This window comes from Pseudomonas sp. (assembly GCF_030150285.1).
In the GTDB taxonomy this organism is placed as follows: domain Bacteria; phylum Pseudomonadota; class Gammaproteobacteria; order Pseudomonadales; family Pseudomonadaceae; genus Aquipseudomonas.
This window is the reverse complement of record NZ_JASLGE010000003.1, coordinates 1-21,936: the sequence shown is the minus strand read 5'-3', so window position 1 is coordinate 21,936 and position 21,936 is coordinate 1. Positions and strand designations below refer to the sequence as shown.

22 protein-coding genes are annotated in these 21,936 nt (G+C 55.1%); 17 read left to right on the top strand and 5 right to left on the bottom strand.

Going from position 1 to position 21,936, the window contains the following annotated elements; genetic code table 11:
- Positions 1-70 precede the first annotated feature (70 nt).
- Entirely contained in the window at positions 71-1,276 is a 1,206-nt protein-coding gene (locus Q1W15_RS00345) for an MFS transporter (RefSeq protein WP_300719431.1), read from the top strand.
- 87 nt (positions 1,277-1,363) lie between these two features.
- Here Q1W15_RS00345 and Q1W15_RS00340 read toward each other — a convergent pair whose 3' ends face one another.
- Positions 1,364-2,689 carry an aminotransferase class III-fold pyridoxal phosphate-dependent enzyme gene (locus Q1W15_RS00340; RefSeq protein ID WP_300719429.1) on the bottom strand — a complete coding sequence of 442 codons (1,326 nt, stop codon included), beginning with the start codon at positions 2,687-2,689 and terminating at the stop codon, positions 1,364-1,366.
- A 369-nt stretch (positions 2,690-3,058) separates the two neighbouring features.
- Between Q1W15_RS00340 and Q1W15_RS00335 the strand changes: the two genes are divergently transcribed.
- The 7 genes from Q1W15_RS00335 to Q1W15_RS00305 all read left to right on the top strand — a co-directional run bounded on the left by Q1W15_RS00335 (position 3,059) and on the right by Q1W15_RS00305 (position 8,251).
- On the top strand, positions 3,059-3,937 hold the full coding sequence (locus Q1W15_RS00335) for a transporter substrate-binding domain-containing protein (RefSeq protein WP_300719427.1): 879 nt from the start codon (positions 3,059-3,061) through the stop codon (positions 3,935-3,937).
- 51 nt (positions 3,938-3,988) lie between these two features.
- Positions 3,989-4,630 (top strand): amino acid ABC transporter permease, encoded by a 642-nt coding sequence (locus Q1W15_RS00330; protein ID WP_300719425.1) that lies wholly within the window; start codon positions 3,989-3,991, stop codon positions 4,628-4,630.
- A 9-nt stretch (positions 4,631-4,639) separates the two neighbouring features.
- Positions 4,640-5,302 (top strand): amino acid ABC transporter permease, encoded by a 663-nt coding sequence (locus tag Q1W15_RS00325; RefSeq protein ID WP_300719423.1) that lies wholly within the window; start codon positions 4,640-4,642, stop codon positions 5,300-5,302.
- Complete coding sequence (locus Q1W15_RS00320; protein WP_300719455.1) at positions 5,295-6,053, top strand: amino acid ABC transporter ATP-binding protein; 759 nt, start codon at positions 5,295-5,297, stop codon at positions 6,051-6,053. The genes Q1W15_RS00325 and Q1W15_RS00320 overlap by 8 nt, the downstream gene beginning before the upstream one ends.
- Positions 6,054-6,133: 80 nt before the next feature.
- Positions 6,134-7,612 carry a PLP-dependent aminotransferase family protein gene (locus Q1W15_RS00315; protein ID WP_300719421.1) on the top strand — a complete coding sequence of 493 codons (1,479 nt, stop codon included), beginning with the start codon at positions 6,134-6,136 and terminating at the stop codon, positions 7,610-7,612.
- Between the two features lie 114 nt (positions 7,613-7,726).
- Positions 7,727-7,915, top strand: a complete 189-nt coding sequence (locus tag Q1W15_RS00310; RefSeq protein WP_300719419.1) for a hypothetical protein — start codon at positions 7,727-7,729, stop codon at positions 7,913-7,915.
- Positions 7,916-7,942: 27 nt separating this feature from the next.
- Positions 7,943-8,251: a hypothetical protein gene (locus Q1W15_RS00305; RefSeq protein ID WP_300719417.1), complete on the top strand. Its 309-nt coding sequence runs from the start codon at positions 7,943-7,945 to the stop codon at positions 8,249-8,251.
- An 82-nt stretch (positions 8,252-8,333) separates the two neighbouring features.
- Here Q1W15_RS00305 and Q1W15_RS00300 read toward each other — a convergent pair whose 3' ends face one another.
- From Q1W15_RS00300 to Q1W15_RS00290, 3 genes are read right to left on the bottom strand one after another with little or no spacing between them, the layout of a single operon-like run.
- Positions 8,334-8,843: a flavin reductase family protein gene (locus tag Q1W15_RS00300; protein WP_300719415.1), complete on the bottom strand. Its 510-nt coding sequence runs from the start codon at positions 8,841-8,843 to the stop codon at positions 8,334-8,336.
- 13 nt (positions 8,844-8,856) lie between these two features.
- Positions 8,857-9,888 (bottom strand): methionine synthase, encoded by a 1,032-nt coding sequence (locus Q1W15_RS00295; protein ID WP_300719413.1) that lies wholly within the window; start codon positions 9,886-9,888, stop codon positions 8,857-8,859.
- A gap of 24 nt (positions 9,889-9,912) precedes the next feature.
- Entirely contained in the window at positions 9,913-10,896 is a 984-nt protein-coding gene (locus tag Q1W15_RS00290) for a DUF1852 domain-containing protein (protein WP_300719410.1), read from the bottom strand.
- A 328-nt stretch (positions 10,897-11,224) separates the two neighbouring features.
- On the opposite strand from Q1W15_RS00290, the gene Q1W15_RS00285 reads away from it, so the two are divergent.
- The 6 genes from Q1W15_RS00285 to Q1W15_RS00260 all read left to right on the top strand — a co-directional run bounded on the left by Q1W15_RS00285 (position 11,225) and on the right by Q1W15_RS00260 (position 19,966).
- Positions 11,225-12,187, top strand: a complete 963-nt coding sequence (locus Q1W15_RS00285; protein ID WP_300719409.1) for a bifunctional GNAT family N-acetyltransferase/nucleoside diphosphate kinase regulator — start codon at positions 11,225-11,227, stop codon at positions 12,185-12,187.
- 334 nt (positions 12,188-12,521) lie between these two features.
- Positions 12,522-13,979 carry a DUF3375 domain-containing protein gene (locus Q1W15_RS00280; protein WP_300719407.1) on the top strand — a complete coding sequence of 486 codons (1,458 nt, stop codon included), beginning with the start codon at positions 12,522-12,524 and terminating at the stop codon, positions 13,977-13,979.
- A complete protein-coding gene (locus Q1W15_RS00275; RefSeq protein WP_300719405.1) occupies positions 13,976-14,773 on the top strand; it encodes a DUF4194 domain-containing protein in 798 nt (265 codons plus the stop codon). The genes Q1W15_RS00280 and Q1W15_RS00275 overlap by 4 nt, the downstream gene beginning before the upstream one ends.
- On the top strand, positions 14,766-18,155 hold the full coding sequence (locus tag Q1W15_RS00270; RefSeq protein ID WP_300719403.1) for an ATP-binding protein: 3,390 nt from the start codon (positions 14,766-14,768) through the stop codon (positions 18,153-18,155). The genes Q1W15_RS00275 and Q1W15_RS00270 overlap by 8 nt, the downstream gene beginning before the upstream one ends.
- On the top strand, positions 18,155-19,351 hold the full coding sequence (locus Q1W15_RS00265) for a DUF3322 and DUF2220 domain-containing protein (protein WP_300719401.1): 1,197 nt from the start codon (positions 18,155-18,157) through the stop codon (positions 19,349-19,351). Before Q1W15_RS00270 ends, Q1W15_RS00265 begins: the two co-directional genes overlap by 1 nt.
- 126 nt (positions 19,352-19,477) lie before the next feature.
- Positions 19,478-19,966 (top strand): GNAT family protein, encoded by a 489-nt coding sequence (locus tag Q1W15_RS00260; RefSeq protein WP_300719399.1) that lies wholly within the window; start codon positions 19,478-19,480, stop codon positions 19,964-19,966.
- A gap of 236 nt (positions 19,967-20,202) precedes the next feature.
- Here the strand turns inward: Q1W15_RS00260 and Q1W15_RS00255 are convergent, their stop codons facing one another.
- Entirely contained in the window at positions 20,203-20,445 is a 243-nt protein-coding gene (locus Q1W15_RS00255; RefSeq protein ID WP_300719397.1) for a hypothetical protein, read from the bottom strand.
- 20 nt (positions 20,446-20,465) lie between these two features.
- Here Q1W15_RS00255 and Q1W15_RS00250 point away from each other — a divergent pair, with 20 nt between their 5' ends.
- From Q1W15_RS00250 to Q1W15_RS00240, 3 genes are all read left to right on the top strand, one after another.
- Positions 20,466-20,669: an AbrB/MazE/SpoVT family DNA-binding domain-containing protein gene (locus Q1W15_RS00250; protein ID WP_300719395.1), complete on the top strand. Its 204-nt coding sequence runs from the start codon at positions 20,466-20,468 to the stop codon at positions 20,667-20,669.
- Between the two features lie 6 nt (positions 20,670-20,675).
- The gene (locus Q1W15_RS00245; protein ID WP_300719393.1) at positions 20,676-20,957 is read left to right on the top strand and encodes an XRE family transcriptional regulator; all 282 of its coding nucleotides are present in this window, start codon (positions 20,676-20,678) and stop codon (positions 20,955-20,957) included.
- Positions 20,958-21,581: 624 nt separating this feature from the next.
- The coding region (locus Q1W15_RS00240) for a contractile injection system protein, VgrG/Pvc8 family (protein ID WP_300719391.1) at positions 21,582-21,936 on the top strand (355 nt) is incomplete at its 3' end.

Here is a 21,936-nt window from a genome sequence, read left to right as displayed (position 1 = left end):
CACCCCAAAATATTCCAGTGGCAGTGCTCTTGCGGGGACTGCCACCGGGATCTTTCCGAAGAGTACGCTGATGCTTCGTGCCTCCAAGTTTTTGGGTGTTTCGGCATGGGTAATTGCTGTCGCCTTTCTGCTCTATCAATTCAGTATTCAAACAGCCTATTCGGTTATTAGCCCTACGCTTGCGTCCTCACTGGACCTGACATTGGCTGACGTCACCCTGCTGGCCGCTCTCTATACTTGGACCTATGCGATCTCTCAGATGTTCGGCGGTGTATTACTGGACCGCTTCGGTGGCAGCCGCCTGTTAATACCCCAAGTGTGCATTTTCATTACCGGCGTCTACCTGTTTAGCGTTGCCGACTCAATGCTTCTACTGGTGATTGCACAAGTGATGATGGCTGTCGGCGCATCCAGCAGTTTTATCATCGCCGGGTTTATTGGGGGGGAATGGTTTGGAAAGCGTCGATATGGCCTGCTATTTGGTTATGTGCAGGCGCTTGCAGGGTTCAGCTCAGCGCTGGGAACCCGAATGATTCACGGCATGGTCGTTGCCGATGGCTGGCGGGAAACACTCTGGGTTGCGACCCTGGCCGGGGTCGTCATTTTGGTGTTGGCGATGTGTGCGTTCCGCGACCCTGCGAAAAACTACAGCGACTTTACGCGCGGCCGCCAACCGGTGCCGCTGCTTGAGGGCCTGATGACACTGTGGAGGTCTCATCGCACGATCTTTGTCTATGCCATCTGGGCGGGCATAGCCTTTGGCTTGCAGATTGCGCTGGGTGTAGTGTGGGCACCGCGTATCTTGCAGTCGATGCTCAATGATCCCGAGAGTGCCCCCCTAGCCAGTTCCTTTGTATGGCTGGGCCTGGGGTTGGGTGCTTTGTTCTGGGAGCGTTGGTCTTACCGGCTCAATCGCCGCCAGTTACCCTTGAAGGTCGGTTATGCCCTGTTGGTGCTTTCAATTGTGGTGCTGTTACTGGTGCCCGGGTTGTCGCTTTACAGTGTGTTTGCGTTGATGACCGTGTTTGGCTTTGCCAACGGCGTGCATATGCTGGCCTATACCTGCACGGCGGATCGCCTGCCCTCGGGCCTTGTGGGCACCGCCTCGGCGATCATCAATGCCAGCTGTTTTATCTGCGGCGGCCTGCTGATCAAGATTCCACCTTTATTGTTTGGCCTCGGCGGTGCCTGGTATGTGCCTTATTTGCCTTACGTACTGCTTCTGCTTATTGGGCTGATGCTGGCCTGGCACCAGGAAGAGACGGCGGCCCGGTAACCCTCGGCGAGAAACCTGTGGGAACGAGCGTGCTCGTGATCGGTTGATGTTGACACGATCGCGAGCAGCTCGCTTGGCGGTTAGCGGTCAGGCGTTGGCGCGGATGCAGCGGCGCAGGGCTTCGACCAGAGCCTCCAGTTCTTCGGCCGTGGCATCGAACGGTGGGGCAAACACGGCCTGGTCGCCGGACCAACGCAGGTAATAGCCTGCGTCGTACAGCGCTTCGGTGATGCGGTGCCCGCGTATACCAGGTTGGCCGGGCAGGCTGGCGAATTCAACGCTACCGGCGAATCCGATGTTGCGGATGTCCACCACATTGGGCTCGCCTTTGAGTGAATGCAGCAGCTCCTGGAACAGGGTTTCTTTTTCCAGAACTTTCTGCGCCACGCCCTCGGTCTTGAACACGTCCACCGCAGCCAGGCCTGCCGCCACCGCCACGGGGTGAGCCGAGTAGGTATAGCCGTGGAACGCGCTGTTGGTGAACTCGGGCTGGTCCATAAACGTGTTGTAGATCTCGCTGGTCATGATGACCCCGCCCAATGGCTGCATGCCGTTGGTGACGGTTTTGGCGAAGGTGATCATGTCAGGCACTACGCCGAAGCGTTGCGCGCCGAAGTTAGCCCCCATGCGCCCGAACCCGCAAATCACTTCGTCAAAAATCAGCAAAATGCCGTGCTTGGTGCAGAGGTCGCGAAGGCGCTGCAGGTAGCCAATCGGGGGCACCAGTACACCGGCCGATCCGGCCATGGGCTCAACAATGACCGCCGCAATATTGGCGGCGTCATGCAGGGCGACGAGGCGGTCGAGTTCATCCGCCAAATGGGCACCCCAGGCAGGCTGCCCTTTGGAGAAGGCCATGTGCTCAAGGCTGTGGGTGTGCGGCAAATGGTCGACACCCGGCAGGGTCAGCGTGGAGAACATCTTGCGGTTGGCCACCATGCCGCCCACCGAGATACCGCCAAAGCCGACACCGTGGTAACCGCGCTCACGGCCGATCATACGGGTGCGGGTGGCATTGCCTTTGAGGCGGTGATAACCCAGCGCCAGTTTCAGGGCGCTGTCCACGGCGTCGGAACCGCCGGTGGTATAGAACACATGGTTAAGCGGGTCCGGTGCCAGCGCTGCAATCTTCTCGGTGAGCGCAAAAGCAGGCGGGTGGCTCATATAAAACGCAGAAACATAGTCCAGTTGGGCGACTTGTTTCTGGATCGCTTCCACGATTTTTGGATGGCTGTGCCCCATACCGGAGCACCAGAGCCCCGAAAAACCATCAAACACCTTCTTACCGTCACTGGTATGCAGGTAGCTGCCCTCGGCACCGGTAATCAGGCGCGGCTTGGACTTGAACAGCGGGTTCGGGGTGAAACCTATGAAGTAGGAATCCAGTTGCCTGGCATTCAGCGGGGTATCCATCGGGCATGTCTCCAGTATTTTTGTTCGTTGACACCGCCACGCTAACCAAGCCAGTAAAGTGGTCATAGAGCCACTTTTGCCGCCTGACTAAGGCCATCAGTTTTCGTTAAAGCCCCAAACCAGTGCGCTTTGGCTGGCTTTGCCCTGTTTGGGGATGCGCGAGTGGCTATAACCACTCTGAAAAAGTGGCTCTATTGAAAGGGGGGGCTGGCTCTTATTGTCGCCTTCAGAAAGTGAGCAACGAGGGGAGGGAAACGAGGCGTAACGGCAAACACACAACAGTCGTCGGCGCAGCCAGACGTCTATCACTGACAGCCACCCTGGGGTGGGATGTCCATCAGCGATCTTGAATGAGCTTGGAGAATAATAATGAGAATGAAGCCCGGTAAATCCAAAAGTCTGGTTCGTTTGACCCTGGCAGCGCTCGCAACCGTTTGTGCGTTCAGTGCGCAGGCCGATCTTGATCAGATCAAGTCTCGTGGTTACATGATCGTGGCCACCGAGGATGATTACGCGCCCTACAACTATATGGTCAAGAACAAGCCGGAAGGCTTCCATAACGAGTTGCTTGGCGATCTCAAAGCGTATGCCAAGGAAAAAGGCTTCGATGTGCGTCAGGAAATCCTGCCCTGGACCGGGCTACTGGCATCGGTGTCCTCGGGGCAGTACGACGTAGCGTTCACCGGCGCGGTCATCACGGATGACCGTTTGCGGGTGTTTGATTTCGCCCCGCCGTTCGCCACCGCGCAGCACTTTTTCGTCAAGCGCAAGGGCGACGACAGCATCACGCAGGACGTCAAGAGCCTGTGTGGCAAACCATTGGGCGTACAAGGCGGCAGTTCCTTTGAGGCGCGTTTGCCCGAGTTGCGAAAAATGCTCAAGGAGCAGGGCTGCGACCTCGGTGAGTTGGTCAAGTACCAGACCGACACAGACGCCTACACCGACCTGGCCAATGGTCGTGTCAAATACGTGATCAACTCGCTGATCGGCGTAAACGACCTGATCAAAGCGCGTGGCAATGTGTTCGAGAAAGGCTTTGCTGTTTCGGCCGGTGGCTTTAATGCGTGGCCTGTGCCGAAGAAAAACCCCAACGTCCTGGCGTTCTATACCGACTTCATGGACACGGTTCGCGAGAACGGCCGCTTGGCCGAACTGCAGACCAAGTGGTTTGGTGAAGCTTTCCCCGACTTGCCCAAACAACCGATCACCAGTGTTGAGCAGTTCCATGAGTTGGCTGGCATTGAGTAACGCACGCCCTGCACCACGTTTCAATTCTGTGTATTTGTGTGGAGGTGCTTCATGAACCACGAAGCCTGGTTGTTGTTACTCGAGGGGGCCTGGACCACATTGTGGATCTCGGCCTGCGCCATTGCCCTGGGGGTTGTATTCGGGCTTGTGATTGCCGCCGCGAGGATGGCGCGGATTCCGGTGTTGGGGCCGGTGTTGTCAGCCTATGTGACGTTTGCACGGGCGACACCGGTGGTCACGCTGACGCTGTTTCTGTTCCTGTCGGCCCCGACGTTCGGGATCGACATGAACCGTTACGCCGCCGCAATCATTGCGCTGACGGTCAATACGGCAGCCTTTAATGCGGAAATCTGGCGCTCGGCATTTCTGGGGTTCTCGAAAGAGCAACGCGAGGCTGCGCAATCGTGCGGAATGACACCCTGGGTGTCGTTCCGCCGGATCATGTTCCCGCAAGTGATGATCACCAGCCTTCCGGGGCTGGTGAACGAAATGTCGTTCCTGATCAAGGCAAGTCCGGCCATCGCTGTAATCGGTGTCGTTGACCTGACGCGGGTTACCAACCGTATTACCTCGGTGACCTACGAACCGTTACCTCCGATTCTGGCAGCAGCATTGTTGTACATGCTGATCATTGGCGGCTTGCTCAAGTTGCAGGCCTACGCCGAAACCAAAGCCAACCGGTTGGCCATGTGAGGCAATGAAATGAGCGAATGGGAAATCATTTGGCAGTCTCGGGACCTCTTCATCAAAGGCCTGGGCAACACCGCACTACTGTTTGTACTGTCGTTCAGCGGTGCGTTTGTGATCGGTTGCATGACCAATTACTTTCTGGAAAGGGGGCTGATCCTTCGGCAGGTATGCCGGCTGTATATGAGCGTGATGCGCATGGTGCCGTTTCTGGTGCTGGTGTACCTGATCTATTACGGCTTGCCCCAGTACGGTATACGCCTGGATGCCTGGACAGCAGGCGCAATCTCCCTGGCGGTGTACCACGGTGCCTACTTTGCAGAAATTTTGCGCGGCAGCCGGTTGACCTTGCCCACGGGCCAGATCGAATCGGCCAAAGCTCACGGGTTCAGACCGTGGCCCATGTACCGGCATGTCATTTTGCCGCAACTGCTGTACCGGTCGCGGCCCTTAATCGGCAACCAGATGATCTACGCACTGAAGGACACGTCCTTTCTGTCGATCATCACCGTGCAGGAATTGACCGCGGCGGCGAACACCGTGCAGTCGAGCTACTTCATTCCTACCAAGGCATTTGTCATCACTATTGCGTTCTATATCGTATTGAGCGTGATCATGGATTTGTGCTTGCGACGGGTGGGAGCCCGTGGTGAGCAGCGAGGTTTTGAACATGCATGAACAGGCGGCTGTACAGATTACGGGGTTGTCGAAGTCGTTCGGCGGTATCGAGGTGCTTCGGGGCGTCAACCTGACGGTGCGCAAAGGCGAAGTGGTCAGCGTGCTGGGCTCGTCCGGTTCAGGCAAGTCAACGATGTTGCGCTGCATCAACTGGCTGGAAGTGCCTGACCAGGGCCGGATCGAAATCGCCGGGCAGCGTATTGGGGTGAACGATGCCGGCAAGGCCATGGGCCATCGGGAACTGGCGGCGATTCGTGCGCGTACTGCGATGGTGTTTCAAGGGTTCAACCTGTGGCCTCACCTCACGGTGTTGCAAAACGTGATGGAAGCGCCCATTCGGGTCAAGGGCGTCAACCGCGCGGTAGCGCTGGAGGCGGCCAATGCCCTGTTGGCCAAGGTCGGCTTGGCAGACAAAGCGCATGTCTACCCGTTTACCCTGTCTGGTGGGCAAAAGCAGCGAGTGGCTATTGCCCGCGCGCTGGCCATGAACCCCGAGGTCATTCTGTTCGATGAGCCGACCTCGGCACTGGACCCGGAACGGGTGGGCGAGGTATTGCAGGTAATGAAAAACCTGTCGGCCGAGGGCTACACCATGATCGTGGTAACCCACGAAATGGAATTCGCCCGGGCGGTGTCGGACCAGGTGGTGTTTCTGGAAAAAGGTGAAATCATCGAGCAATCGGCCCCGGAGAAGTTCTTCAACAACCCAGAGACCGAGCGCGTCAGAAAGTTTCTTGAACTGAGCCACTGAAGACCCGCTTTCCTGCCCGGCGATGGTCGCCGGGCAGGCCTGTTTTATTGTCGAGCGCCAGCGCTTTAAGCGAGGTTTGAATGTCAGCGTCGTTGATTGGCGAGCGGATCCAGGATCAGTTGGACAGACGCTCGGCCATCTCCTTGCAGCAACAGTTGTATCGGCATTTGCGGGAGTTGATCGAGGAGGGCACCTTGCGGCCTTCGTCGCGGCTGCCATCGAGCCGCAGCCTCGCGACCCAGTTGAGTGTTTCGCGTATCACCATCATGGCCGCCTTCGACATGCTGACCGCCGACGGTTACCTGGTGGGCAGTGTCGGCAGCGGCACGTTTGTGGTGGAACGGCCGCCCATGCGGTCCACGGTCACGACCGGCCAAGGGGTTGCCCCGGATGAGATCTCGCTGCGTGGCCGTCTGATTCTGAGCGGTGCCGTCGGGCTACAGGAGCGTGAAGGCGCATTTTTGCCGGGGGTGCCGGACGTGTCCGCGTTTCCCTATACGGTGTGGCAACGCCTGCAAACCCGGTACCTGGGCAAGAACCTGTCGCAACTCAGCGGCTATGCCAATGGCGGCGGCTACCTGCCGTTGCGCCGGGCCTTGGCCGACTATTTACGGGTGGCGCGCGGCGTGCGCTGTGGCCCCGACCAAGTGCTGGTGACCATGGGCACGCAGCAGTCGCTGGACCTGATACTGCGGCTGTTGACCGACCTGAACGATCAGGTGTGCATCGAAAACCCGTCACATTGGGCCGGGGCGATGATGTCCAAATCCTTGGGGGTTCGGTCCATTACCGTGCCGGTGGACCAGGAAGGCATTGTCATGGAGGACGAGCATTTTGCGATGAACCCCAAGCTGGTGTTCGTGACCCCGTCGCATCAATTTCCGATGGGCAGCATATTGTCCAGCGCCCGCCGTGCGCGCCTGCTGCAAGAGGCAGAACGGCGAAATTTCTGGATTGTCGAAGACGATTACGACAGCGAGCTGCGCTACGACATGGCACCGTCTCCATCCTTGCAAGGTGACGACCGGGCGGGGCGGGTGATTTACCTGGGCACGTTCAGCAAGGTCATGTACCCGGGGTTGCGCATGAGCTACATGGTGGTGCCCGCGTCAATCAGCGAGTCCATGGTGCGCGGCTTGCTCAGCCTGTACCGCCCGGGCCATTTGCCGTTGCAGGCGGCGCTGGCGGACTTTATCAACGACGGCCATCTGACCCGTCACCTGATCAATGTGCGCCCCCTGTATGCCGCCCGCCAGGCCGAACTGCGCAAATGCCTGATGGAAGCGTTTGGCGACACCATTTACCTGAGCGGCGGCTTTGCCGGGCTGCATTTGACCTTGCGCTTTCGCGAGCGCATCGACCTGGATCACCTGCAAGCCGAGGCTGCCCGGCACGATGTGCTGTTGCGACGCCTCGGGGCGTTCAACCATGCCGTCGGGCCCTTTGAAGACGGTTTTGTCCTGGGTTATGGTGCGTTGAACCAGGCGGATATCGGTGCGGCGGTGAAGCGGCTGCACCAGGCTTACCTGAGCATCCGCCCGCGCAGCAAAGAGCGCTAGGGGGCAAACCCAGCAGGCACGCTGTGGCCTTTCGGTGTATAGTGAATGCAGTGTCCGTTACGCGTAACGGCGGTTAAACATCATTGATCGTAAGCCGGTCGGCCTGGAGGTGATATGAAACGTACATTCAAGAAATCTTCGGCGGGGCGCAAAGCCTTTGGCCGGGCGATGGACGTGACCATGATTGCAACTACCATTGGTTGTGCCGCTGCTGCCAACATGATTCACCCTGGTACAGGCAGCGTCATCGTTGGCGCTTTGCTTGGCATTGCCGTAGGCCTAATGGCAACTCGACGAGCCTAGGTTGCTCTAAGGAACTGTCGTCGCACCATGGATGAATTAACAAAGGTTAGCAGCCTTGGCTGGTCAATCATTTCGTCAGGGTTTTTTCTGGCACTCTATTTTGGCCTCTGCTTCAAGAACAAGAACACACCGGACTTGGTTCAAGGCATGACCATCACAGCCTCCTGCTTTGGGGTCGTGGCGGCGGTTTCCCTGATATGGGTAACTTACCGATCGCAGCCTGCCGAACTGGGCGTGTTGTACGATCAAGCCGGCCCCATCTGCATCGGAGCCCTTGCAATGGCGTGGGTCTCTGTATCAGCGGCTTACAAGGCCACCCTGCGAAAAGATTCATAATCGCCCATGCACCCAACCGGAACACCGTGAAGTGTTCCGGTCATCGTCGGCTAAAGGGCTAAAGGGCTAAAGGGCTAAAGGGCTAAACGGTGTGGCGGGCAGCAATGTCGCAGTATTGCCCCTTGAAGTAGAGCAACGGCTGGGTGGCAGCCGCGTCTTGCAGGTTTAACGCTTTCACTTCCCCTATGACAATCAGATGGTCGCCCGCAGCGTATTCAGCGTGGATCTCACAATCGAGCCAATGCAAGCTGTCAGCGATGATCGGGTTACCCAGCGCAGAGTGCTGCCATTCAACGCCATGCCACTTGTTCGTGCCACGTCGGGCGAACTGATTGGAGATTCGGGCTTGCTCAGCCGACAGTATGTTGACTGCGAATCGACCTGCCTGACGTATCCTGGGGTAGCTGGCCGAGGTGGCCATTACACTGAATGACACCAGCGGCGGGCTCATCGAAACGCTATAGAACGACTGGCAAGTGAAGCCAATCGGCTCGCCGTCAATGTGCGTGGTAATCACCGTGATGCCGGATGCGTAGTGCCCGAGCGCTTCGCGAAAGCTCAATGGCTCGATAGCAGGACTGGAAAGTGACATGGTAGATCCTGCATTACGGGTTCAAGAGTTCGCGCCGGACGATATCTGCTCCAGCACTTAACGCATTCAGTTTGCCTCGGGCTACAGAGCGCGGTAGTGGGGCCATGCCACAGTTGGTGCAAGGGTAGAGTTTGTCGGCGTCGACAAACTGAAGCGCCTTGCGCAGGGTATTGGCAACTTCCTCAGGTGTTTCAATGGTGTGGTTTGCCACATCAATGGCACCTACCATGACTTTTTTACCGCGAATCAGCTCAATCAGTTCCATGGGAACATGCGAGTTGTGGCATTCCAGTGAAACGATGTCGATGCTGGATTTCTGCAGCTTGGGGAAGGCTTCCTCATATTGCCGCCACTCGGACCCCAAGGTTTTTTTCCAGTCGGTATTGGCTTTGATGCCATAGCCATAGCAAATATGCACGGCCGTCTCACATTTAAGGCCTTCAATGGCCCTTTCCAGGGTGGCCACTCCCCAATCATTGACCTCATCAAAGAACACGTTAAAGGCGGGTTCGTCGAATTGAATGATATCGACACCTGCAGCTTCTAACTCTCTGGCTTCCTGGTTAAGGATCTTGGCGAACTCCCACGCCAGCTTTTCGCGACTCTTGTAATGGTTGTCATACAGCGTGTCGATCATGGTCATTGGGCCTGGCAACGCCCACTTTATGGGTTGGTTGGTGAGCTGACGCAGAAATTTGGCGTCCTCGACAAACACCGGCTTTTGCCGGGCCACAGCACCGACAACAGTCGGTACGCTGGCGTCATAACGGTCACGAATTCTCACCGTCTCACGTTTCGAAAAATCAACGCCGCTGAGGTGTTCAATAAAGGTTGTGACGAAATGCTGGCGTGTTTGTTCACCGTCACTGACGATATCGATGCCGGCCTGTTGCTGTTCTTGCAGCGCCAAACGCAAGGCATCCTGTTTGCCTTCGGTCAGCTCATCATCGTGCAACTTCCAGGGTGACCATAGTGTTTCCGGTTCAGCAAGCCAGGAAGGCTTGGGCAAGCTGCCAGCCGTGGACGTGGGTAATAACTTTTTCATAATAAAAACCTTGTTTTAACTACATCAGAGCGCGCAGTGGGCAGACCATTGCTCAAGAATATGCTGGTAGGGTTTGATGAAGTGGTCCTCGACAAACTTGCCCTGTTCAATTGCTAACCGGCCGCGTTCTTCACGGTCATAAACAATACGCGTTAACGAGTAATCCTGGTGGTTCAGGCTGGGTTGATACGCTATGCCAGCGGCAGAGTTCGCGTTGTAAATCTCGGGCCGGTAAATCTTCTGGAACGTATCCATCGTGCTGATCGTGCTGATCAGTTCAAGGTCCGTGTAGTCAGCCAGCAAGTCGCCAGAAAAATAAAACGCCAACGGTGCAACACTGTTCGAAGGCATGAAATAGCGAGCTTTTAAGCCCATTTTCCGGAAATACTCATCCGTCAAAGAGTACTCATCCTGCTGATACTCAAACCCCAGCACGGGGTGCTGATTTTCCGTTCGGTGGTACGTCCTGCTGCTCGATACACTCAAGCATATGACCGGTGCCTTGTTAAAATGCTGTTTATAGGTACTGGAGTTCACAAAGCACTTGAACAGGTTTCCATGCAGGTCCCCAAAGTTATCGGGAATACTGAATTCAGACTGATCTTTGTTGTGCCCCAGCAACACTACGCTGAAATCATAATCCCTCACGTAAGAGGAAAAATTATTACCGACAATACCCTCGATGCGCGTGTTGGTGGTGCGATCCAGAATGTTGGCTTTCAGGATTTCAATCAAGGGCAGGGCGTTGTCATTGGTTTCGGCTTCAATATTCATTGACACGGAAATGATTTCAAGCTCAACCGTGTAACGGTCGCCCTTGGGATTATCCCAGTGTGCCAAAGTATTAAAGCGGTTATCAATCATCATCAAGGTATTGCGCAAATTCTGCTGGCGACTGTTCCCTCTGGCCAGGTTGGCAAAATTCGTGGTGATTCGCGTAGTGTCTGATGGCTGGTAATGCTCATCAAAACAAATGCTTTTAATGGTGAATGTAAATTCTTTGCTCATGATGATTTGACACCTTTTCTTGAATAAAGGCCGACAGCATTCCCTTGCTCTTTCAGCGCTTTTAATTATTGCCTTCCGGTTATTGCTCAGTGTTGTTTAGAGTATCTTTTGATGGTGGGCATTGTAGGGTGAGGCCTTGGCAAAGGGATAATGAATTGATTTCAGCAAATCGTTAGCGCTGCTCATGATGCGGCGTGGGCCGGCAAATATGGGCGTTCGTGGGCCCTTGGCGCGAGGGTTATGTCGGGTGAAAGAGAGGAAAACGGCGCAGGCTGTTCGTCATAGCGCGCGTAATGTTTTAAAGTAGCCGGTTGCCGAAAGAACCGTCATGGCCATAGCCATGAAGGGCTTTCATTCTTTACAAATAAGTGTGGTGAAGATGAACAAGCCTTTCATTTCGCTGTGCCCCGAAATCACTCGGGCACACGCGCTGACGTTGATGGACTGGTTGGAGGATGAGCGCGTCACCTGCTATCTGAGCGATTCACGTCATGTTTCCCGCTCCATCGAGCACGTCATTGATCGGACTCAATTGCCGATCCTGACCCCTCTATTTAACCAGGGCGGTCGATTTTTCATGGCCTATGACCGGCATGACACCCCGGTGGGTTTTGTCCGTCTGATCAAGACCGGCTGCCATTGCGAGATCGTTCTGGTCATCGGAGACAGCGACAAATGGGGCCGCAACCTGGGTGCCCGCACGATCCGTGAAGGCATGAAACTGGCCTTCCTCGATATGCGGGCCAAGAAGCTTATCGCCAAGATCCACCCGGATAACGCTCGCTCGCTGAAAGTTTTTCTGCGCTGCGGTTTTCAGCTTGAGAGCGAAACGCCGACATTGAAATCATTTGCCATGACGGGGGGGCGCTACCTCCAGCTTTTGCGCGAAGGTACCGTGGGCGACGCCACGGGCATCTATATCACAGAAATCGACAAGGCCCGGCTCGAACACCTGATCATGCTTGAGCAAGGCCCCGCCGTGGTTGAACTCGAGCATGAGCTTGAGCGCGCCATTGTCGTCAAGCCGCAGCAGGTGGCGTGTAATGTCGTGACGATGAACTCCAGGGCCTTGCTGCAACTGGACGACGAAGAAATCGAAGTGGCCTTGGTCTACCCTGAAGACGCGGACAGCAGCGCCGGTAAGCACTCCGTATGTTCCGACATCGGTGCCGCCATTCTGGGCTATCAGGAAGGGGACGCCATCGACTGGCGGATCTCTGATCGGACCCGCCGGATTGAAATCAGGAAAGTGCTTTACCAGCCTGAAGCTGCGGGCCATTTCCATCTGTAATGACCGCAGCCTACGGCAGTGGCACCATATCAGTAGCCGCCCAAGGGGGGCGGCTACTTTCACCGCTCCCGGCAGCCTCTACACGCTTAAGGCGTTCCCCCCCGCGTCATGACGTGCGTGAGCAAATCTGCGTTTTCACGGTTTGACTTTGAATCAATATGAAACAGCTTGATATTTTCTTTAGGTCAATATGTGCTGGAATTCAAGGAAATAGTCACAGGTCATTGAGTGGCTCAAACTCAAAATGCAGCACCTTGTTGGCTGTCAAAAGCCATGAGATGCGACTCAATCAATCCTGTAAACCCGCTGCTGGGCTGCCGATTAGAGAGGCGCTATGAGTTTGTACGAGAAGCAAGCGCGTTATCGTCGTTTGCATGTTGAGCAGTCCGCCTGGCGCTTACTGCGTGCCGATTCGGCACCGATTATCCTGGCGTTCATCGACAGCCTGTTTGTTGACGAGCAAGAGGTGTTGTTCGCAAGAGCAAAAGCTGCGCTTGAGGCGGAGTTGCCAACTTGGCAGCAAGTGTATGGCATGCAAGACAACGCCAACTCGCACCTGCGCAACTGGATTCATGCCGGCTGGATGCGTGAGCATGATGACCAACTGACCCGTACTGACGCCTTTTATCAGGCGCTGCGATTTGTCGAGGGTCTTGAGAGCAGGGATGCCACGACATCGGCCACCCACTTGCGTCAAGTCCAAGACGCTGTACGAGACCTGGCCGTCGCTCTTAACCCGAGTGCTGAAGAGCGTTTACTCGTACTGCGTGAACGGTTGGCAGAGCTGAATGAAGAAGTCATGCGGCTGGAGGCAGGTATCGTGCCCGAACTCTCCAGTGGCGAACAGCGCGAGCGAATACGCGGTGTCTACCAGATGGCCTGCGGGCTAACCGGTGATTTTCGCCGGGTTGAGGATGACATCCGTCAACTTGACCAGAGCATACGTGTTCAGATGATCGAATCGGAAGGCGGTCGTGGCCTGGTCATCCAGAATCTTCTGGATAATGAAGATGCACTTTTGCAGACAGACGCTGGTCAGGCGTTTGACGGTTTCTTCAGACTCCTCTGTGACGAGAACCGTAGCGTAGAATTTCGCGAGCAAATCCGGTCAATTCTGGATCGTCCAACGGCCAGATCACACCTGAACTTACAAGAAATCCGTTTTCTCACTCATCTGGTGCGTGAGTTGAGTCGCGAAAGCCAGCGGGTAATTTCGGTACGTCGTCGCACCCAGGAAAGTCTAAGGGCTTTTGTCGAGGCGGGTGCCCAGATCGAGCGCCGGGCAGTCGAACGAGTGTTGCGCCAACTGGAAAAACTGGCAGTCACCTTTAAGGATCGAGACATTGGCCCACGCACCTCCCTGAAGGTACATGTGGCCAGCGGGCCACTCTCGGTTAGCTCGCCATCGAGCATTCGATTGATGCATCCGCAGGCAAGTCTGGATACCAGTAAGGTGGTTGCGCAAAGTAACCAGACCCGAGTGAGTGACACCATTCTTGAGTGTCTGGAGGCGGTGAAGATTCAGGAGGTAGCCGAAGCAATACGTGAACTTCTGAAAAGCCAAGGGCCGTTGAGCTTGGCTCAGATCGCCGAATTGCGCCCAATACAAGGCGGGCTTGAGGAGTTGGTAGCCCTGGTTCGCATCGCCAAAGCCATTGACGCTGTTTCCCTTGAGGGCGTCGAGCATCTGGTGGTTGCTGACCGACAAGGTCAAACCATACGTGCCAAAGTTCCGGTGCTACTCCTGAGCGCCGACCAGTTCCCGGAGAATTTTGAGAGCCTCCCCCTATGAGCCGTGAAGCCCCAAACAACGATGCTTTGGCACCGTCGCTCTTCGACACTTACCGCCAGATGGCAGCCCCGGCCCTGGACGATGCAGAGCACCCGGAAGATGGACTGGCGGAGCAGGAGGAGAGTGGCGAACTTGACGAAGTGGCGGTCCAACCTGAATCAGAAGTTGTTCACGGCATCATGCCAGCGGAGGCACGCCGGGCCCTGAGGCTGCTGTTGAGCACGGGTGTTGTGCGGGCGGAAAAGAAACGCCTGGCTTTTGAAGCGCTGTGCCAGCACCAAGCACTCATCGCTGCTCATCTGGCCAACATGTTGCTGTGTATGACGCTAGACCAGAAAGCAGGCATTGCTATCCTGCTTGAGCAGGACTTGAGCGAATCCGAGTACGAAGATCTGACAGACGAGGATGGCTCAAGCCTGGTTGGAAAACGCACCATGCCACTTTACGACACCTTGGTGCTGCTGGTGTTGCGTAAGTACTACCAAGAGAGGGAAGTCATTGGTGAGAACAAGGTGATGATCGATGTCGACACCATCGCTGAACTCATGACCCCTTTCTTGAAGCTGACCAACAGCAGCGCTCTTGAGCGCAAGACCCTCAATGGCTCTATCACCAAGCTGCGCGAAAAGCGCCTGCTGGCGAATGTGCGCGGCGATGGTGACCGACTCGAAGTCACCCCGGTCATTCGGTACGTGGTTAATGCCGACTTCCTGAATACCCTCCTAATCCAGTATCAGCAACTGGCCGACCAGGGGAGTGAGATGGATCAACAAGAGATAGAAGACGATGTCTGACATGACCCATATCAACTTCGGCGATCTATTCTCTACAGGGCAGATCCGTCTGGCGGAGATTTCGGTTTACAACTGGGGTTCCTTCCACGGGTTGCACACAGCAGTGATCGACCCTGAAGGCACCCTGATCACTGGTGATAACGGTGCGGGTAAGTCGACGCTTATCGATGCGCACATGGCGCTGCTCAACCGACCTGGGCAAACGTCATTCAACATCGCAGCCTCACAAGGTGATCGTTCAGATCGCAACCTGATGTCGTATATTCGCGGCAATTACGGAACAGCCCACGACGGTTCCCAAACGCTCAACCTGATGAAGCGTGACGGTGCCACCATGACCGCCTTGCGAGCCCTGTACCGGGCCGACGACGGCTCCGAGATCACACTGGTCTCCATGTTCTGGATTCGCCAGGCCGGCGCTTCCATGTCCGACCTCAAGCGCTTCTACCTGGTGGGTAAGCGGGATATCAGTCTGGAGGTGCTGCTCCAGCAGTTTGGTTCCAACAACGTGCGTCAACTCAAGCAGTACGTCGATGACGACCCAATGCTTAAACACTTTGACAACAGTTTTTCTGCCTACCAAGAGTATTTCACCCGGCTGCTACGCATGGAAAACGCCAATGCGCCGGCGCTGCTGCAGCGTGCGTTAGGTCTGAAAAAGATTGATGACCTGACAGCTCTGATCCGTGAACTGGTGCTTGAGCCCAGCAAAGTTCGCGATCTGGCCACTGGGGTTGTCAAGGAATTCGACGATCTGATCGCCGTCCACAATGAGCTGGATACTGCCAAGCAGCAAAAGGAGGTGCTGAGCATCCTGCCAGATCACAACCGGAACTATGAGAGTTCCTTGGAGGAGCAAGGGCAGGTCAATTCAGAGGCCGCAGGTTTGACTGCATTCTTCGGCGAGCAGGGCCACCAGCTTTGGGGGCTGCGGTGTGAAGAGCTGGATCGCGCGCTGGATAACCTGACGTCCTATGGTAAGCGTTTGGCTGAAACGGTGTCGCAGACTGAGGAGCGTGTAACCTCGCTTTTACACGCCTACCAGCAGCAGGGCGGTGATCGCCTTGATAGCCTGCGGCGTGAGGTTGATGAAGCCGAGAAGGGCTACCAGACCACGACCGATAAGGCCCATGACTATCAAAAGGACACTCGTGATCTGGGGCTTGCCGAAACGCTCACGGCGAGTGCCGTGCGGGACAACATCGCTTCGGCCAAAGCTATCCTGGTTGATCTACCCGCTCAGATTGACGACGCGAAGAATGCTTTCGGCGAGTCGCGTGGCGTTCTCTCGGGCATTATCCAGCAGATAAAGAACCTGCAGGCTCAGATCAGTGAAATCGAGAAACGTCCCAACTCAAACATTGACGCCGCGTTCCAGCGCCTGCGAGACGAAATGGTTGAGAGCCTGCAACTCAACAAGGATGGCGTGGTATTCATCGGTGAGCTGCTCGATGTGCGCCGTACCGAAGCGCCGTGGCGCGGGGCTATTGAGCGGGCACTTGGGGGCCACCGGACAACGTTGCTGGTGCCCGATGACAAGTTCCGCATGATTACGGGCTGGGTAAACAGTCGGCACACCGGCCTGCATGTTCGTGTGCAGGTTGTCAGCAAAACCGAGCGCAATCCGGAGTTCCTCGGCGACGGATTCCTGCGCAAACTGGAATGGAAAGAACACCCGTATCGTGACTGGCTCAAGCGCCATCTGGCGCGGTTCGACCTGCATTGTGTGGATTGCGCAGAAGTGCTCAATGATACCCCTTACTCCATAACCCGCGAGGGCCTGGTACAGCTGGAGAAGGGGCGTTTTGAGAAGAAGGACGCGACACGCGTCGACGATAAAAAGAACTGGTACCTCGGATTCAACAACCTCAGCCGGCTGGCAGCACTGCAGGAGGAGGGTGAGAGCCTGCGGGATGGCCTCGATTCTGCCCGATCTGATGAAACCGTGAAACGTCAGGAAATGGACAACTTGGTGGCCTCTGAGGCCACCTGGAAGCGTGTGGCTCAAACCCTGTGGGATCAAATCGACGTTACTTTGGCCAAGCAACACCTGGACACCCTCAAGAACGACCTAGCGGTCCTCAATGATCCAGACAGCGATCTGAGTAAGGCTAAAGCGCTGCTTGAACAGGCAAGAAAAGAGCTCCAGGAATTCCGCACTGAGCAAAACCAAAATGCCAGAGAGGTAGGTGGGCTCGATTTGCAGATCCAGCAGGCCAATAAAAGTCGTCAGGACTCAGCCCTTGCTGCCAGTGCAGGTTTGGCAGACGCTGTGCGACAGTCATTGTCCCTGCGTGTTGGCATTCTTACTCTGGAACATCTGGATAAACTCCATCAACTGGAGAAAACCCAGCGAGAGTTCCTGGATGATTCATTGAGCACGATTGGCAAACGAGCGAATCTCTATAACGGTCGTATCATCGCGATCATCAACACCTTCAAGACAAAGTGGCCGCTGGTTGCCAATGACTGGTTGACAGCTATCGAGGGTCGCCTGGATTACATCGACTACCTTGACAAGCTTAATAACGAGGGCCTGCCGGATCTGGTTGAGCGCTTCCAGCAGCGGCTAAACAACAATACCACCCAGTCCTTGGGCCGCATGCAACGGGCCATTGATGACGAGCGTGAGGACATTCAGGATCGTATCGCCACCATCAACGAAGTGCTGGAGCGTACTGAGTTCAACCACGGCACGTTTCTGCTGCTGAAACATGAGGATGAGCACTACGCGCATGTCAAAGACTTCACAGCCTTGCTGGGTTCGGTGCTCAAACATGCCTCAAGCGTTGATCACGAGGCTCGGTTCCTCGAGCTTTGCAGTCTGATCAGCAAGCTAGAAAAGGCTACCCATTCAGCCACCGCCATTAACCTGGAGAGTCAACGCCTCCTGGATTCGCGCTACCGCATGACGTTCTATGCCAATGAAATCGTGAAGGAAACCGGCGCCGTGCGTGATGTGCTTCGCTCGTCTTCAGGCAAGTCCGGAGGGGAGAAGGAATCGTTTGCCGGCATCATCGTGGCCGCAAGCTTGGCCTATGTGTTGACCCCGGAGGGTGCTCCGCACCCGATGTACTGCACCGTTTTCCTGGATGAAGCCTTTTCCAACACTGCCGATAAGGTGAGTCGCCGCGTGCTACGGGTGTTTCGCGAGCTTAAAATTCACGTCAACTTGATTACACCTTACAAGAACCTGAACCTGGCTCGTGACTCAGCCCGCTCTCTGATCATCGCCGAGCGCAAGATCGATGGCCATGAAAGTCGCTTGAGCCAGATCACTTGGGATCAACTCGATAAGCAAAGCGCTGAACGCCGGGAAGCCAAGCAAACTCAACTGGCCGGGCTCGCTGAAGGTCTGGGCATTCAGATGGAGCAACGCTAATGCGCAGTTGGGGGCGTTTGCCAACCGAGGTCATGCGTGAGGTCGAGCGCCTTGAGTGGAATAATGCAACCAATCTACGGGGGCGCCTTCAGGGCACGCGGCGCTTTCCGATCAGCTTGCCACTTAAGCCACCTGCGGCGGGCGATGCACTGATGGACATTGACCACTTCCACAACTGGGTCAATGCCTGGCGGCAATGGAGCACGCCCAGTCAGGTCAAGTGGGTAACCCGCAGGTATCGAGTGGTGGGTGATGTCGAGGTACCGGAGCGGCTTGATCTTTCGAATGTTAAAGAGTTGATTGAAGCCATCGGGCCGGTAGCCGTCCAACGGTCTCAGATCTGGGCGCAACTCATGGAACCCCTGCTGGCAGTGGAGCGAAATCTGTATGACACCCTCATTCGACAGATCCTTGTAGTCGAGCAAATGAGCCATCGTGCTGCCCAACAGATGGCGAAGGTGTTGCCACAGTTGCGTCAGGGTATGGGGGAGGGGTGTTACCTGCGGGGGGTGCCTGTACAAGGCATTGATACCAAATTTCTGGAAACGCACACACCTCTGCTGACCACCTTGCTTGATGTCATCCACAATGGGGCACTGTGTGAATCCGGTGGGCTGGAGGCCTGGCTCGGCTGCTTGCCAACCCCGAACAACTGGCTCTATATTCGACCCTTGTGTCCAGAACTTAGGCAGCAAATGGGAGGCTTCTCAGTATTACAGATCCCCCTCCAAGAGTTTTTGGCGCGACCATTACCTTGTCGCAGGGTGTTGGTCGTGGAGAACACCAAACCCGGCTACGCTTTGCCCGAACTTCCAGACACGGTCGCCATCTTTGGCGGTGGCCGGAATACCCAATGGCGTATGGCTCCATGGCTCGCCGAGCGGGATGTAGCGTATTGGGGAGACATCGACAGCTGGGGGCTGACTATCCTTGCTCACGCCCGGCAGACACTGCCAAGGCTTACGGCCTTGATGATGGATCACGAGACCTTACTGGCACACATGGACTTTGCCGTGGAGGAGCCGCGCTCAACGAACCTTCCTGCAGTGGGTTTACTGTCGGAGGAGCGCCTGCTATTTGAGTCGCTTATCAAATCTGCGCAAAGCGTTATCCGTTTGGAACAAGAGTACCTTGCCCAAGATTATGTTCTATCCAAGCTTTACCGCTGGGCGACTGCCAGCACTACGAAATCCTGATAGCCGTCTTGATAATCCCCGTTTTTGGCATTCACCAGAAATAGAGGTCAGTCCACCAGGGCCAAAGGTGTTTGAGCAAATAGTAGTGAGCTAGAATGCCGAATGCATAGACCTCAAGGAGGCGCGATGATATTGCAACACAGGCCAGTGAAGGCTGATGACATCAAAACTATCTGTAGCTTTCCCCTTAACGCTCAGGAACTGTTTTATATGTTCCCGAAAGCGCAATACCCTCTGACTGAAGCTCAGCTGTCTAACGCTATTACTCAACGATTCGACTCGACGATTGTCGAAGCCGGGAATAGCGTCGTTGGCTTTGCTAACTTTTATCGGGCTGAGATGGGTGGGGTTTGCTGTATCGGCAATGTCATCGTTGCCCAAGAGGCGCGAGGTAAAGGGGTGGCGACCTTCATCGTGGAGACGATGACTGCTCTGGCGTTCGACCGCTATGACGCCACAGAGGTGCAGATCTCGTGCTTCAATGAAAATACAGCAGGCTTGCTGCTTTATCCAAAACTAGGCTTTTTGCCCTTTGCTGTCGAAGAGAGAACTTCTCTGGATAGTCGTAGATCAGCACTCATCCATATGACTCGCAGCAGAGCAGCCCGACCATAACCTCACCTTGAAAGCCCGGTTAATGCAGCCTTAGGCATTTAGTCATCTGCTTTGTTTCTGGTGTGTCAGTGCTGAGTGAGCAGGGCTGTGCAGCCTAAAAATCCGGGAAAGGCTCGTCGATCAATCGGTAGGCAGTCAGCGTGCTGCATACAAACATTTAATTTAACATAATATACATTATGCGAATCTTCGTATTTGAGGGTCAGGGTCAGTGGAGGCTGCTTTTCAGCAGGCGCTCAGCCGTCCAAGCCCAGATCCGTCCTTACGTCCGCCGCTGAATGCACGGCTTCTTGACCTTCGCAGACACGCTGCAAAATCTCCAGTGCTTCAATGTGAATTTTGGCACGTGCAACTACGGCCATTGCTTCGGCAATATAAGCCGCGTCGCCAGTGTCGTTAGCATCAGCTAAAAAGATGTTTATGGTGTCAGTATCAACCAGCGAGTCTGCCGGATCGTAATCAAGAATTGGCTCTGTCATTTGAGTACCTGAGGAAAAATATGAATTCAACGCGTGGCCTTAAAAGTAAACGTTGGACGATGACCTGCCAAGACGCTGCCGATGGCACTGGCGACATGTTCGTGCTGTTGCCCGATGATCTGCTCAGCCAAATGGGTCTTGTCGCAGGTGACCTATTGATCATCGAAAACCAGCCTGACGGCTCGTTAACGATGACCATAACGTATCAATCCACTCAAGGTTAATCAGCCATGAAAATAGAGAACAGCTCCGGCAATGTTTACGCAGATATCGGCGTGGCCAACCCTGAACAGATGCTCAGGAAGGCCAGAATTGTTGCGCAAATCAGCCAGGTGATTAACTGCTCAGCAGGCCGGATTTCAAGCGCTGCGGGTATCTTGGGGCTAAGCAAAACGAAGCTAAAAGAGCTATTACGCGGGCACTTTCAGGATTATAAAGAGGTCGATTTGATGGAATACCTTGAGAAACTCCACCAAGACAAGAGTTTCGCGAGCGCGAAACTGGGTGAGTAAGAGTCCAACCCTGCTATTGTCGGTCTTTTTAAGGTGGTTAAGTTATAACTCTACTAAATGTCTGTTTAGTTTAGTTATATTGTTTTGGTAAGAATGGGCTCAGGTAAAACGCATATTCTGCACGGGTTGATGCTGTCGAGTTACTGGCAAATGACCATTTAAATCCGGGATTTACCAAGTAACGGCACACGCCTGGCAATAATTGTATCAAGGTCTGAATAAATGCTGTCCAGAGTCATTAATCCCATTGGAGTAACAAGGTTCGCTCTTTAAAAAGTGACATCTGGCGGATAAATAATCTTTAAAAATCTGGACTGATAACCACCCTCTCCCTGCCCTCCTACCCTATCGCCGTATAGCCTGGCATCGAGCATCAAAGAGGCTTGTTACATAATACACTGACAAGTTTTCGTAAGCTCTTTCTCTAATTTCTGTAGTACGTCTTTTTAAGACTCTTTCCCCCGCCAATTCCCCCGGGCAACTAGGCACAATGGCCCCCACCCAAATGCCTTTGCACGTTCAATAGTTTCCTTGCCGACTTTTTGGCGGGTTATGCCCGACTGCCTGAACGGCGAGCTTTCAAATGGCAGAGCAATAACCTGATTGAATAGGGATATCACCGCGATGAGTTCGACCCTCTCCAGCCAAACCCGGCTGTATTTACTGGATGCCCCTGCCCCCCTGGCTCAGAGCCTGCAGGTGGAGCGTTGGGTCGGTCATGAAGCGTTATCCGACCTTTATCGCTGGGATATCTTCGCACTCAGCGCCGATCACTCAATCGCGCTCTCAGCCTTGATGGGCCAAAAAATTACATTGCTGACCACGCTCGCCGATGGCAGCCGATGCCCGCGCAGTGGCTTGGTCAGCACTGCCGCCCGGCTTGGCAGCGATGGTTCTTTAACCCGCTACCACCTGACACTCGTGCCCTGGTTGTGGATGTTGACCCAGAGTTTTCGCTCTCGCGTGTACCAGGACAAAA

Coding starts and splice junctions, on each gene's coding strand:
- Q1W15_RS00345 (WP_300719431.1), top strand. CDS start 71: ATGCTTCGTGCCTCCAAGTTTTTGGGTGTTTCGGCATGGGTAATTGCT.
- Q1W15_RS00340 (WP_300719429.1), bottom strand. CDS start 2,689: ATGGATACCCCGCTGAATGCCAGGCAACTGGATTCCTACTTCATAGGT.
- Q1W15_RS00335 (WP_300719427.1), top strand. CDS start 3,059: ATGAGAATGAAGCCCGGTAAATCCAAAAGTCTGGTTCGTTTGACCCTG.
- Q1W15_RS00330 (WP_300719425.1), top strand. CDS start 3,989: ATGAACCACGAAGCCTGGTTGTTGTTACTCGAGGGGGCCTGGACCACA.
- Q1W15_RS00325 (WP_300719423.1), top strand. CDS start 4,640: ATGAGCGAATGGGAAATCATTTGGCAGTCTCGGGACCTCTTCATCAAA.
- Q1W15_RS00320 (WP_300719455.1), top strand. CDS start 5,295: ATGCATGAACAGGCGGCTGTACAGATTACGGGGTTGTCGAAGTCGTTC.
- Q1W15_RS00315 (WP_300719421.1), top strand. CDS start 6,134: ATGTCAGCGTCGTTGATTGGCGAGCGGATCCAGGATCAGTTGGACAGA.
- Q1W15_RS00310 (WP_300719419.1), top strand. CDS start 7,727: ATGAAACGTACATTCAAGAAATCTTCGGCGGGGCGCAAAGCCTTTGGC.
- Q1W15_RS00305 (WP_300719417.1), top strand. CDS start 7,943: ATGGATGAATTAACAAAGGTTAGCAGCCTTGGCTGGTCAATCATTTCG.
- Q1W15_RS00300 (WP_300719415.1), bottom strand. CDS start 8,843: ATGTCACTTTCCAGTCCTGCTATCGAGCCATTGAGCTTTCGCGAAGCG.
- Q1W15_RS00295 (WP_300719413.1), bottom strand. CDS start 9,888: ATGAAAAAGTTATTACCCACGTCCACGGCTGGCAGCTTGCCCAAGCCT.
- Q1W15_RS00290 (WP_300719410.1), bottom strand. CDS start 10,896: ATGAGCAAAGAATTTACATTCACCATTAAAAGCATTTGTTTTGATGAG.
- Q1W15_RS00285 (WP_300719409.1), top strand. CDS start 11,225: ATGGCCATAGCCATGAAGGGCTTTCATTCTTTACAAATAAGTGTGGTG.
- Q1W15_RS00280 (WP_300719407.1), top strand. CDS start 12,522: ATGAGTTTGTACGAGAAGCAAGCGCGTTATCGTCGTTTGCATGTTGAG.
- Q1W15_RS00275 (WP_300719405.1), top strand. CDS start 13,976: ATGAGCCGTGAAGCCCCAAACAACGATGCTTTGGCACCGTCGCTCTTC.
- Q1W15_RS00270 (WP_300719403.1), top strand. CDS start 14,766: ATGTCTGACATGACCCATATCAACTTCGGCGATCTATTCTCTACAGGG.
- Q1W15_RS00265 (WP_300719401.1), top strand. CDS start 18,155: ATGCGCAGTTGGGGGCGTTTGCCAACCGAGGTCATGCGTGAGGTCGAG.
- Q1W15_RS00260 (WP_300719399.1), top strand. CDS start 19,478: ATGATATTGCAACACAGGCCAGTGAAGGCTGATGACATCAAAACTATC.
- Q1W15_RS00255 (WP_300719397.1), bottom strand. CDS start 20,445: ATGACAGAGCCAATTCTTGATTACGATCCGGCAGACTCGCTGGTTGAT.
- Q1W15_RS00250 (WP_300719395.1), top strand. CDS start 20,466: ATGAATTCAACGCGTGGCCTTAAAAGTAAACGTTGGACGATGACCTGC.
- Q1W15_RS00245 (WP_300719393.1), top strand. CDS start 20,676: ATGAAAATAGAGAACAGCTCCGGCAATGTTTACGCAGATATCGGCGTG.